This is a genomic window from Mucilaginibacter sp. MD40, from assembly GCF_002288635.1.
In the GTDB taxonomy this organism is placed as follows: Bacteria; Bacteroidota; Bacteroidia; order Sphingobacteriales; family Sphingobacteriaceae; genus Mucilaginibacter.
In genome coordinates this window covers 1,741,060-1,754,900 of record NZ_NRSW01000001.1, presented here as the reverse complement: position 1 = coordinate 1,754,900, position 13,841 = coordinate 1,741,060, and the positions used below count along the sequence as shown (strand labels likewise).

The window sequence follows — 13,841 nt, the reverse complement described above, 5'->3', positions numbered from 1 at the left end:
TTACCAGCAAATTAGGTAAACCAAAGCACTTCATCAAGTATACTTAAAGCTTATGCCAATACGGCCCTGGCATTGGTTACGTTGTAAATATCCTCCATCAGATCGTCGCTTGGGCTTACCCGGTAGAGTTTGGAGAACAAGTCTACAGACATCGCTTCCTCACCATCCATGATCTTAAAGCGCAGCTGGCAACTCTTAGCCGGATATTTCTCGTTGTTCTGATTAATTACCTCTACCAGATTATCCAGTAACTGGTTGTTCAGGTTACGTACATCCAGGCATACGGTTAATGATTTACTGAGCTTGTCACGCATTTCAGACAGCAAACTGATAGACACCACCCGCAAGTCCCAGTTATCCTTTTGCCTGAACTTCTCCTCAATGTTCCCCTTGATGTGCAGGAAGTAGCCATCAACCATCATGTTGCGGAACTTCACATAATCATCGCCAAAAAAAGCGAATTCATAAGAGTCGTTATAATCTTCGAGCATAAAAGCGCCAAAAGGCTTACCCATTTTGGTGAAACGGTGCTGCACGCCCGATACCAGGCCGCCTATACATATTTCCCCGCGTTTACGTAGTTCGGCAAACTTGGCCATCACCTCGTCACCGCCCTCACCGGAGCGGGCCTTTTGCAATGTTTTGAGTTCCGTAATGGTAGTGTTACAATACTTATCAAGTTCCAGGCGGTAATTATCCAACGGGTGCCCGGTAAGGTAAATACCGATTACATCTTTCTCATATTTGAGTTTCTCTATCAGGCCCCACTCCTCACACTCGGGCATGGTAGGTTCCGGAATATAGGATGCAACCGCACCGCCAAATAGTGATGCCTGCGAACTATTCTGAGTGTTCTGGTAATCATTAGCGTATTTTATAAGTCGCTCCACACCCGTAAGCAGTCCATTCTCGGTTTTAGCGAAGAACTGGGCACGCTTTAAACCAAAGCCATCAAACGCGCCGCCATAAACCAGGTTTTCGTATGATTTACGGTTAACGTTACGCGTGTTGGAACGCTGCGCAAAATCATAAACAGATTTATATGGACCATTCTCTATACGCTCTTCGATAATACTTTCAACCGCCTTCTCACCTACGCCTTTCACTCCGGCCAAACCAAAACGGATAACCCCTTTAGCATTGGCGGTGAACGACATGTAACTCTCATTAATATCCGGACCCAATACCTCAATACCCATGCGGCGACACTCCTCCATAAAGAAGGTGATCTTCTCCATGCTGTTCTGGTTGTTCAATACCGCTGCCATATATTCAGCAGGGTAATGCGCTTTCAGGTAAGCGGTCTGATAGGCCACAAAGGCATAGCAGGTAGAGTGCGATTTATTGAAAGCATACTGCGCAAAAGCTTTCCAGTCCGTCCATATCTTGGTAAGTTTATCTTTAGGGTGGCCTTTGGCCATGGCCCCTTCCATAAACTGCGCCTCCATTTTGTTAAGCACCTCAATCTGTTTCTTACCCATCGCCTTACGTAATACGTCGGCATCGCCTTTACTAAAGCCTGCCAACTTCTGCGATAAAAGCATCACCTGCTCCTGGTATACGGTAATACCATAGGTTTCGCCAAGGTACTCCTCCATATCCGGTAGGTCGAATACGATCTCTTCCTGCCCGTGCTTACGTTTAATAAAGTTGGGTATATACTCTATCGGACCAGGACGGTACAAGGCGTTCATGGCAATTAAGTCCTCAAACTTATCGGGTTTAAGGTCGCGCAGGTACATTTGCATACCGTCACTTTCAAACTGGAAAGTACCGTTGGTATCACCACGTTGGTAGAGAGCATAAGTTTTCTCATCATCCAGCGGGATGTAGTCAATATCAATTTCTACCCCGTGGTTCTGCTTAATAAGGCGCAGCGCATCCTTGATAATGGTAAGGGTTTTCAGGCCCAAAAAGTCCATCTTGATAACGCCTGCATCCTCAATTACACGGCCATCATACTGGGTAACCAGCAGGTCAGAGTCCTTGGCTGTGGCTACCGGTACAATTTCTGTAAGGTCATACGGAGCTATGATGATACCCGCCGCATGCACACCTGTGTTACGTACCGAGCCTTCCAGCTTTTCAGCCTCACGCAGTACCACACCTTTCAGGTCGTTTGATTTATAGATCTCCTGTAGCTCGGGTACCTGTTCAATGGCGGTTTTAAGGTTAATACCCAGCGTTTCGGGCACCAGCTTCTTCAATGCGTTTACATCACTCAGCGGCATATCCAGCACGCGGCCTACGTCCTGTATACTGGTACGGGCAGCCATGGAGCCATAAGTGATGATCTGTGCTACCTGGTTCTTGCCGTACTTATCTACTACGTAATCAATCACCTTTTGGCGGCCCGAATCGTCAAAATCCGTATCAATATCGGGCATTGACTTACGGTCGGGGTTCAGGAAACGCTCAAACAGGAGGTTGTACTTTAAAGGATCAATATTGGTGATACCAATACAATAGGCCACTACAGAACCCGCCGCCGAACCGCGGCCGGGGCCGATGAACACGCCCATATCGCGACCAGCCTTAATGAAATCGGCAACGATAAGGAAGTAACCCGCGAAACCCATCGTACGGATGGTGAACAGCTCAAAGTTGATGCGCTCCTCTGCTTCGGGGCTAATGTCTTTATAACGCTCCTTAGCTCCCATAAAGGTAAGATGCTTAAGGTATTCCCACTGGTTAAGGGTATCGGCATCGGGCGTGCTTTCGCTGTGTATCTTAAATTCTTGTGGTATAACGTAGTTGGGTAATAGTATGTCCCTTTTCAGTTTAAGGGTTTCTACCTTATCCACTATCTCGCCTGTATTATCTAATGATTCCGGTATATCATGGAACAGCTTACCCATTTCGGCCTGCGTTTTAAAGTAAAACTGGTCGTTAGGGAAGCCGAAGCGATAGCCTTTACCACCTTCTTCGTCGGTAGCTATGGGCGTACTTTGCATGTCGCCGGTATTTACGCAAAGCAAAATATCATGGGCGTTTGAGTCCTGCTGATCTACATAGTGCGAATCGTTAGAGCAGATCACCTTAACGCCGTACTTCTTGGCAAATTTTAACAACGTGTTGTTGATGATCTCCTGCTCATGGATCTCGTGGCGTTGCAATTCGATGTAGTAATCCTCGCCAAACAGATCCAGCCACCATTTAAACTCTTTTTCGGCAGCTTCTTCCCCATCGCGCAAAATGGCCTGTGGTACCGATGCGCCAATACAGCAGGTAGTAGCGATAAGGCCTTTGTGATATTTTAATATCAGTTCCTTATCAATACGGGGCCATTTACTGTAAAGGCCTTCCATATAGCCTAAAGAGCACAGTTTTACCAGGTTTTTATAACCCTCGGGGTTTTTAGCCAGGAAAAGCTGGTGGTAACGCTTATCTTTTTTCTCTTTGGTAAACTGCTTTACGTGGCGGTCATCAACCACATAAAACTCACAGCCAACAATGGGCTTTACATTATGCTTACCCGCCTCTGCTACAAACTTAAATACACCAAACATATTGCCGTGGTCGGTAATGGCCAGGGCCTTCATGCCATCGGCGGCAGCTTTTTTATAAAGCTTGCTGATATCGGCAGCGCCATCGAGCAGCGAGAATTGGGTATGTACGTGTAAGTGCGAAAAATCGGGCATAACAACAAAATCCTTAGGATCACAAAGCTACCAAAAACTAAGGTTTTATCTCATCATCTCCTACAGGTTAAGACTAAATTAAAGACCATCAAAGCATAATTTTTTCCACAAATAAAAAACATCCTTTAGAGTTGTAAAAAACGCCAAATTATCGTACTAAGAAAAAACAATTCCTTCTGGCTGTATGTTACCAACGAAATATACCCCCATTACATCAAGTTACGCTAATAAAACAGGTAACCCTAACCTTTACAGATTTTGGAACGATTTGGACGTTTAGCCCTTAAAATAATTCTTTGGATAGTAGCCAGTGTACTGTTATTGGTATTACTGATCGTTATTCTTATACAGGTACCGGCTGTGCAAAATTTTGCTAAGGATAAAGCGGTAACCTTTCTTCACAAAAAAATTGGCACTAAGGTAGAGATTGGGCATATAAGCCTGGGACTGCCCAAAATGCTGGTACTGGAGAATGTGTACTTTGAGGATCAGAAAAAAGATACCCTTATTGCGGGCGATAAGCTTAAGGTGGATATCTCTATGTTGAAGTTGTTAAAAAACCAGGTTGAGATCAACGAAATTAATCTGCAGGGCATTACTGCGAAGGTTAGCCGCGACGCCGACAGCACCTTTAACTTCGATTATATTATCAAAGCGTTTGCAGGCGATCAAAAAAAGGAGCCCAAGCCTGAAGACACTACCTCTACCATGAAGTTCTCAGTGGATAAGATCATTCTTGACCGCATTAACCTGGCTTACAAAGATGTGACTACAGGGAATGATGTCAAATTCTTATTAGGCCATTTTGACACCCGCATAAAAGATTTTGATTTGGATAAGATGAAGTTCACCATCCCTAAAATTAATCTGAGCGATGTGAACGCGCGTATTATTCAAACGCCTACAGGTTCGTCCATTAAACAGGCTGCCACAGTTGATACGGCAACCAAACCGCTTAATCTTGACCTGAAGTTGGGTGACATAACCGTGCAAAGAGTAAAAGTTGATTATCGCGCCAGCGAAATGAAGACCAACGTAAACCTGGGCAAATTTTTGGTTAGTATAAATGATATAGACATGAAGAACCAGCATGTAGGTATCAAATCTATCCAGCTGGATGAAACCACCGCGGGCCTGTTGTTTGAGAAACCTAAAACCGTTGCCCAAGCCGTTGAAAAAACGGTTAAAAAGATTGATACACTGGCCTCCCGCACGCAGGCTAAAGGCTGGACGGCGTCACTGGATAAAGTTACGTTTACCAACGATCATATAAAGTTTGATAACAATGCGCAAAAAGCCCTTCCACGCGGCCTTGATTTTGCACACATGGATATTAAAAACCTAAACGCTGATGTAGAAAAGCTGGCCTATTCACCTGATACCATATCAGGTAAAGTGAATTCTTTTACCTTTAGCGACAAGAGTGGCTTTGAAGTAAACAAGTTTCAAACCACATTCCTGTATGGGCCTAAGAGCGCCTACCTGAAAGACCTGCTGCTGGTTACACCACGCTCTGTTATACAAAAAGATCTGCAAGTGGGCTATCCTTCTATTGAATCGCTTACGAAGGACCTGGGCAAACTAAGTATTAACGCTAACCTGGATGGCAGCAAACTGGGCCTGAAAGATGTGCTGTTACTGGTGCCCACCATGGCTTCTATGGAGCCGTTTAAGTCGTCGCCAAATTCAATTATTAAGATCAATGGCAGGGTAAACGGAACGGTAAATAACCTGCGTATACCCAGCTTAGAGATCAGCGGGTTTGGCAATACCTATGTTAAAGCTTCGGCCACCATGCGCGGCCTGCCGGATGTAAATAAAGCCTACTTCGACCTCAACATCACTGATTTCCGCACCACACGGTATGATATTGCCCGGTTGGTACCTAAAGGCACAATCCCGCCAAACGTAAGTATCCCGGAGAACATGAACCTTAAAGGCACCTTTAAGGGCAGCATGAAAAACTTTAACACCCAAATGGCGCTGCGCAGCAGTTATGGAGCGGTTGACCTTAACGCGCAAATGAGAAGCGGCCCCCGCAAAGGCAGCGAAACTTACACGGCCGACGTAAAAGCCAATAATTTGAATGTAGGCGCCCTTACCAAACAACCGCAAATGGTTGGCTTTGTTACCATGCGTGCCAACATCAGCGGCGCGGGTTTAGACCCTAAAACGGCCAGCCTTAAATTTAATGGCGATGTGGTAAGCGCCAATATTAAAGGTTATACCTACCGTAACCTGGTGATGAACGGAACATCCCGCAATGGTGCCTACACCGCTAAGGCCACCATGCGCGACCCTAACATTAATTTCACGCTTGACGCGAAGGCCAACCTCAATAAAAAATATCCGGCAGTAAACGCAACGCTGAATGTGGATAGCATTGACCTGCAAAAGCTCAATTTTGTTAAAGACCCTATGCGTTTTCACGGCAAGGTAGTAGCCGATGTACCAACCGCCGACCCGGATTACCTGAATGCCAACATATTGGCTACTAATTTGCTGATTGTAAACAAAGGCGAACGCATAGCGCTTGACTCTATCAGCCTTATTTCTACCGCCAATGCAGATAGCAGCACCCTGCGCCTAAAAACGCCGATGCTGTACGCCCACATGAACGGCAAATATAAACTCACGCAGATAGCGCCTGCCATACAGGATGTGATCAATAAATACTATGACATGAACCTGGCCAGCGGCAATAAAGCGGCGCCCAAGGTAAAATACTCGCCGCAGCAATTTACCTTTGACGCCCGCCTGGTTAAAACACCGCTGGTAACCAAATTCGCGCCTGATCTAAAACAGTTGGATCCGGTACTATTTACCGGCAAATTTAACAGTGCTACCGGTGAGCTGGTGGTAAATGGCGTTGCACCAAAAGTAATATATGGCACCAACACCGTTAACAATTTAAAGCTGGGTATAAACACGGGTAATAACGCGCTTAACTATAGTCTAACAGTTGATGAAATAAAGGTAGGTTCATCGCTTGATCTGCTATATACCAGCATTACCGGCGCTGCGCAAAACAACAAACTGGGTATCAACCTCCAGGTGCGCGATAAAGAACGTAAGGAACGCTATCGTGTTGCCGGTGAGTTTAGCGCCATGCCTGATGAATACCAGTTCAGCTTTTTAAAGGACGGGCTCCTGCTTGATTATGCCCCATGGGCTGTTAATGCCGATAATGCCCTGCAGTTTGGTAATAAAGGTGTACTGGCGCGCAATTTCAGTATCACCAACAACAACCAGGTGTTAAGCGCCAACAGTTCGGGCGGCATGAACTCTCCTATCACGGTTGATTTCCGCAACTTCCGTATTGAAACCCTCACCAAAATGGCCAAACAGGATTCGCTGCTTATAGGCGGCACCATTGATGGTAAAGCGGTGATCAGCAACTTCCAAAAATCGCCAACTTTTGAATCGGCTATCAACGTCAGCAATTTTAACTTCAAAGGCGATACCGTGGGCAACATCGCGCTTAAGGTAAATAACCAAACACAAAACGCTTACGCCGCTAATGTAAGCATCACCGGCAAGGGTAACCAGGTTGACCTTAACGGGCTGTATTACACCGCTCCATCAAGCAGGTTTGATATGAACCTGAACATTGTTAACCTCAATATGAAGAGCATACAGGGTTTTACCTTTGGCTCTATCCGTAACTCCAGCGGTAACATTACGGGCGCACTTAAAATAACAGGTACTACCGATGCACCCGCCGTTCGTGGTGATATTAACTTTAATAAGGTTGCCTTTAATGTATCTATGCTTAACTCTTATTTTACTATGCCTAAGGAGAGCATAACGTTTAATGATGAAGGCATACGTTTTAATGATTTTACCCTGGTAGACTCTACCAATAACAAAGCTGTAATATCAGGCGCTATCTACACAAAAACCTATACCGACTTTAAGTTTGGAATGAATATCCGTTCTGATAACTTCCGGGTTATCAATTCTACCAAGGCTGATAATAAGTTGTTCTATGGCAAATTATATCTTAATAGTGATATTAAAGTACGTGGTGATATGGCCAAACCGGTTGTAGATGCCACGCTGACCGTGAACGATAAAACTGATTTTGCCATTGTACTGCCAACTACAGATCCCGGTGTGGAAGATCGCAAAGGCGTGGTAGAATTTATTGACCAGGACGCTCCAAATACCGACTCGATATTGATTGCCAAACAGTTGGATTCGCTCAAGAAATCGGAAATTACCGGGCTTGATGTGAACGCTACCGTAAATATTGATAAAAACGCCGCCTTTACTATTGTTGTGGATGAACGTAATGGTGACGTAGTGAACCTGAAAGGCGAAGCGCACCTGAGCGGCGGTATTGACCCAAGCGGAAAAACCAGCCTTACCGGAACGTATATTGTTAATGAGGGCTCGTACAACCTGTCGTACGCTACCGTAACGCGTAAATTCAACTTTAAAAAAGGCAGCACAATTACCTGGACCGGCGACCCTACCAGCGCTAATATCGACCTTACGGCTACCTACATAGCCAACGTACCACCTATAGATCTGGTGGCCAACCAACTATCAGACCAAAATACAACTCAGTACAAGCAAAAACTACCATTTAACGTTAACCTCAACCTCAAAAACGAGTTGATGAAACCGCAAATCAGTTTTGATATTGTTTTGCCGGACAGTAACCTGAATGTATCATCAGAGGTAACCAACACGGTTGACACCCGCCTGGCACAGGTAAGGGCCGATCCTAATGAGTTAAACAAACAAGTGCTTGGCGTATTACTGCTGGGCCACTTTATTGGCGACAATCCGCTGCAGAGCCAGGGAGGCAGCGCCGGTATTGAAGGTGCCATCCGCAATAGTGTGAGCGGCCTCCTTACCGACCAGCTAAACAACCTGGCCGGCGACCTGATACAAGGGGTCGATCTGAATTTTGGGGTGACCTCCGGTGAAGATTATTCGTCGGGCACGGCTACTAACCGAACGGATCTGAATGTTGGTTTATCCAAACGCTTCCTTAACGACAGGCTAACGGTAAGCGTGGGTAATAACTTTAATTTAGAAGGAGCGCAGGCAGGGCAAAAAACCACCAACATTGCCGGTAATGTTTCCATTAACTATAAACTGAGTAAAGACGGCCGTTATTCGCTTCGCGTTTACCGTAAGGACGAATTTGTGGTGATACAGGGACAGATCATTGAAACAGGCGTAGGCTTTGCCTTAACCGTTGATTACAACCGCTTCCGTGAAATATTCCGCAAGCGTTCACCGGAAGAAAGAGCTATGCGCCGCAAATACCTGCAGGAACAGAAAGAAAAGGAACGCCTGGAAAAAGAACAACAGCAGAAAGATAAAGAAGCACGCGAAAAAACACAGACAACTACCTTATGATCAAACGTATAATATATTTTATATTTCTTGCTGTGGTTTTAAATGCCTGCAGTACCACCAAATACCTACCTGCGGGTCAAAAGCTATACACCGGGGGCGATGTAAAGATAAATGATAAAAACATACCCAAAAGTGAGGCAAAAGCGCTGCGTTCTGAGCTTAAGACCTATATAAGGCCGAAACCCAATTCGTCCTTACTGGGTATGCGCATTAAGCTGTGGCTTTACTATAAAACAAAGAGCCGTAGCAATTTTATACAACGTTTCCTAAGCAAATACGGTGAACCGCCCGTACTCGTAAGCCAGGTTGACTTACAAAAGAATAGCGATGTGATGCAGAACCGCCTGCAAAACATCAGTTACTTCCAGGCAACGGTAAGCGGCGATACCATTGGCAAAAAGAAAACAGCGAAAACTGTTTTTACCGCTTTGCCGGGACCATCTTACACTATACGTAACCTTACTTTCCCTAACGCTACAGACAACAATTTGGATACCGCTGTCAAGGGCACTATGAAACAAACCTTGCTAAAAAAGGGTGATAAGTATAACCTGGATGTGATCAAGAATGAACGCATACGTATTGATACCCGTTTAAAGGAAGAAGGCTTTTTCTATTTCGCACCCGAACAATTGATAGCTAAGGTAGATAGCACCGTTGGTAACCACCAGGTAGATGTTATACTCGGCATAAAGCCCGAAACACCGCCACAGGCACGTGAAATATATACCATACGCAATATTTATGTTTATCCTAACTATTCGCTGCGCGATACCTCTCTAAAGCTCGACCAGGCGTATAAATACCGGTGGTACAATATTGTTGACCCGCGTAATACTGCCAGGCCTTATCTTTTTGCCAATACCGTATTGCTGCACCCTAATGATGTTTACAGCCGCACTACACATAACAACTCGCTTAACCGGTTTATTAACCTTGGGCCCTATCGTTATGTAAAGAACCGTTTTGAGGATGTTACGCCAGATTCGCCTAAGCTCGACGTATATTATTTCCTTACACCTTACAAGAAAAAATCCCTGCAGTTAGAGTTATTGGGCCGTACCACATCAGCTAACTATACCGGCTCGCAAATTAACCTGAGCTGGAAAAACCGTAATGCCTTTAAAGGGGGTGAATTGTTAACCGTTACGCTTTTTGGTAGTACCGATGTACAGGTAGGCGGGCAAAACAGTGGTTATAATGTTTACCAATATGGTGTGCAAACCAGCCTTTCGTGGCCGCGACTAATTACACCCTGGCGGGTAGAATCATCTAACGCCTACATTCCGCGCACAGTGGTACAATTAGGCTACTCATCTGTAGTAAGGCAAAAACTATACTCGCTTAATTCTTTCACCGGTTCATTCGGCTATCAGTTTAAAAGTAATGAGCATAAACTCCATGAGCTTAACTTGATAGAGGCTACCTATGTAAAGCCGCGTAACGTTACCCAACTCTACACAGATAGCATCGCCAAAACCTCTAACCCTGCGCTTAAGCACGTTATTGACCCGCAGTTTACCCTAGGCCCAAGTTATGCCTATACCTTTGACAACACTACCGAAGATTACCGCACCAACAGCTTGTACTTTCGTGGTAAACTAAGTTTGTCAAACAACCTGTATGGCTTAATTACCGGCGCCGATACACTCGCGGGCAAAGAAAAGAAGCTATTTGGTACCACCTTTAACCAGTATGTTAAGGCCGAGAGCGAGATACGGTTTTTCCATAAGATAACGTCGGGTACCAAGCTGGCTACACGCTTAATTGCAGGCGTTGGCTTACCTTACGGCAACTCCACCATATTGCCTTACAATCAGCAATTCTTTATTGGCGGGCCAAACAGTTTAAGAGGCTTCAGGCCACGTTCAATTGGCCCGGGTACGGTTAATCCTAACCCCGATGGCAATACCTTTATTGCCGACCAGTCGGGTGATATTAAACTGGAAGCCAACATTGAGATACGCCAAAAATTGTTCAGCATTGTACAGGGTGCTTTATTTGCCGATGCGGGCAACATCTGGAACGCCAAACCACACCAGCAGGGAGGCACATTCGGGCCAAACTTCCTGAGCCAAATGGCGGTTGATGCCGGCTTTGGTTTACGCTTTGATGCTACCATACTGGTGCTGCGTACTGACCTGGGCTTCCCGCTGCTGCGGCCTTATACACCTACCAACGGAGGCTCAAGGTCCATCAGCCCAAGCTTTCATAACGCTATCTTAAATATAGCTATTGGTTATCCATTCTAATCAACTGCGAATAATAACAAAGGCGGCATTATTACTATATTGCCGCCTTTGTTATAAACATGCCTCTCATATCATCTATCATTCCGCTGCAAATTATCGACCTCCATGGCGACGGCTTCCACCCTATTTTAGATATTACCGTTTATGGGAAGCCATTTAAGGCTGTGCTTGACACCGGTGCATCACGCACAGCATTTGACCGAGGGGTGCTCACAAAGGCCAATGCTGAAGCTGATATTATTGCAAGCGAAAGACTATCTACCGGTTTAGGAACCTCCACCATGGAATCGGCCACCGCTATAATTGAAAAGCTTTACATCGGCGATTTTGTGATACCGGAAATTGAAGTAGCTGTACTTGACCTATCAACCATCAACTATGCCTACGAACAAATGGGCCATCCGCAGGTACTTGGCGTTATCGGCAGCGATGTGCTGATGAAATATAAAGGTGTCATAAATTTTGGCAAAAAGAAATTGACGCTAAAACAAGAAGCCCCGCTTTAGGCGGGGCTTCTTGTTTATTTAAAGCGGATGCAGACTTATTGCACACCTGTAATTCATCTTATGTATCAATACGTGCATAACGCGCGTTTTTCTCGATAAACTCGCGTCGGGGGGCAACTTCATCGCCCATCAGCATAGAGAAGGTATGGTCGCACTCCGCGGCATTTTCAATACTTACTTGCTTAAGCGTACGATTAGCGGGGTTCATGGTAGTGTCCCAAAGTTGCTCGGCGTTCATCTCACCCAAACCTTTATAGCGCTGCACGTGTACGCTATCTTCCTTACCGGCACCTTTAAGGCGCTGTATGGCTTTATCGCGCTGCTCATCGTTCCAGCAGTACTCCTGCTCCTTACCTTTCTTTACCAGGTAAAGCGGCGGCGAGGCAACATATACATATCCGTATTCGATCAGCTCCTTCATATAACGGAAGAAGAAGGTAAGTATCAGCGTTGTAATGTGCGAACCGTCCACGTCGGCATCCGTCATGATCACAATTTTGTGGTAACGAAGCTTAGTTAAGTTCAACGCTTTGGCATCCTCCGGCGTACCTATGCTCACTCCCAAACCGGTAAACATGTTCTTGATCTCTTCGTTCTCGTAGATCTTATGCTCCATGGCTTTCTCTACGTTCAGGATCTTACCACGCAGAGGTAATATCGCCTGGAACTCGCGGTCGCGGCCCTGCTTGGCGGTACCACCCGCCGAGTCACCCTCAACCAGGTATATCTCGCAAAGGGTTGGGTCACTGTTGGCGCAATCGGCCAGTTTACCGGGTAAGCCGGAACCACTCATTACGCTTTTACGCTGCACCATTTCACGTGCTTTACGTGCGGCCGCGCGCGCTGTAGCAGCAAGGATAACCTTCTGCACGATCATGCGCGCCTCTTTAGGGTTCTCCTCAAGGTAGTTACCCAATATTTCGCCAACGGCGACGTTAACGGCGCCACTTACCTCGCTGTTACCCAGTTTGGTTTTAGTTTGGCCCTCAAACTGCGGCTCAGCAACCTTAACCGATATAACGGCAGTTAAACCCTCGCGGAAGTCGTCACCGGTTACATCAACTTTTACGTTCTTTAACAATCCCTCTTTATCGGCATAAGCTTTCAAAGTACGGGTTAAACCCATCCTGAAACCGGCAACGTGTGTACCGCCTTCAATAGTGTTAATGTTGTTTACGTAAGAGTGAACATTCTCTGAGTAAGTATCATTGTATTGAAGTGCCAGTTCAACTGGTACCCCCTGCTTAATGCCTTCAACATAAATAGGCTCAGGAATAATAGGTACACGTGTACCATCCAGGTATTTAACAAACTCTTTTAAGCCACCTTCAGAAAAATATTCTTCCATTACGTAGCTGCCGTCATCGTTGGTCTGGCGCTCATCGGTAAGGGTTAGTTTGATACCTTTGTTCAAAAACGCGAGCTCGCGTAAGCGGGTAGCCAGCGTTTCAAAACGGTATTCAAGCGTAGTGGTAAATATTTCAGGGTCCGGCTGGAAAGTTTGTATGGTACCGGTGATGTCCGATTCGCCAATTACCTTTACCTCAAACATCGGCTTACCACGCTCATACTCCTGGGTAAATATTTTACCCTCGCGGTGCACCACTGTTTTTACATGGGTTGATAGCGCGTTAACGCAACTGATACCCACACCGTGCAAACCGCCCGATACCTTGTACGTATCCTTATCAAATTTACCGCCTGCGTGCAGCACGGTCATTACTATTTCAAGTGCCGATTTTTGTTCTTTTGTGTTGATACCTGTAGGGATACCGCGGCCATTATCTTTAACCGTAATGGAGTTTCCCTGGTGTATGGTAACGTTAATGGTATCGCAATAGCCGGCAAGCGCCTCGTCAATAGAGTTATCCACTACCTCGTAAACCAGGTGGTGCAAGCCCTTAACGCCTGTATCACCAATGTACATGGAAGGCCTTTTGCGTACTGCCTCTAAGCCTTCTAAAACCTGTATATTATCCGCTGAATAATTCGATCTGTCTTGATTTTCTTCGCTCATATTTTAGTTAAACAGTAACCTTCAAAAATACGATTTTATACCCGAAACC

General features: G+C 45.6%; 5 protein-coding genes. 3 read left to right on the top strand and 2 right to left on the bottom strand.

The genetic code is table 11. The features are described 5' to 3' along the window. Positions 1 to 50 precede the first annotated feature (50 nt). Positions 51 to 3,641, bottom strand: a complete 3,591-nt coding sequence (gene dnaE / locus CKK33_RS07945; protein ID WP_095703588.1) for a DNA polymerase III subunit alpha — start codon at positions 3,639 to 3,641, stop codon at positions 51 to 53. Between the two features lie 258 nt (positions 3,642 to 3,899). Between dnaE and CKK33_RS07940 the strand changes: the two genes are divergently transcribed. Genes CKK33_RS07940 through CKK33_RS07930 form a run of 3 tightly spaced genes read left to right on the top strand, consistent with a single transcriptional unit; the run spans position 3,900 to position 11,775 of the window. Further along, positions 3,900 to 9,017: a translocation/assembly module TamB domain-containing protein gene (locus CKK33_RS07940; RefSeq protein WP_095703587.1), complete on the top strand. Its 5,118-nt coding sequence runs from the start codon at positions 3,900 to 3,902 to the stop codon at positions 9,015 to 9,017. Continuing rightward, entirely contained in the window at positions 9,014 to 11,269 is a 2,256-nt protein-coding gene (locus tag CKK33_RS07935) for a BamA/TamA family outer membrane protein (RefSeq protein WP_095703586.1), read from the top strand. Before CKK33_RS07940 ends, CKK33_RS07935 begins: the two co-directional genes overlap by 4 nt. A gap of 59 nt (positions 11,270 to 11,328) precedes the next feature. Continuing rightward, positions 11,329 to 11,775: a retropepsin-like aspartic protease gene (locus tag CKK33_RS07930; protein WP_095703585.1), complete on the top strand. Its 447-nt coding sequence runs from the start codon at positions 11,329 to 11,331 to the stop codon at positions 11,773 to 11,775. Between the two features lie 58 nt (positions 11,776 to 11,833). On the opposite strand, the gene gyrB is transcribed toward CKK33_RS07930, so the two are convergent. Further along, on the bottom strand, positions 11,834 to 13,792 hold the full coding sequence (gyrB, locus tag CKK33_RS07925) for a DNA topoisomerase (ATP-hydrolyzing) subunit B (RefSeq protein WP_095703584.1): 1,959 nt from the start codon (positions 13,790 to 13,792) through the stop codon (positions 11,834 to 11,836). Positions 13,793 to 13,841: the final 49 nt, after the last annotated feature.

What these genes read in the sequence shown, in the direction of transcription:
- CKK33_RS07935 (WP_095703586.1), top strand. Translation starts at nt 9,014, where the DNA reads ATGATCAAACGTATAATATATTTTATATTTCTTGCTGTGGTTTTAAAT.
- gyrB (WP_095703584.1), bottom strand. Translation starts at nt 13,792, where the DNA reads ATGAGCGAAGAAAATCAAGACAGATCGAATTATTCAGCGGATAATATA.
- dnaE (WP_095703588.1), bottom strand. Translation starts at nt 3,641, where the DNA reads ATGCCCGATTTTTCGCACTTACACGTACATACCCAATTCTCGCTGCTC.
- CKK33_RS07930 (WP_095703585.1), top strand. Translation starts at nt 11,329, where the DNA reads ATGCCTCTCATATCATCTATCATTCCGCTGCAAATTATCGACCTCCAT.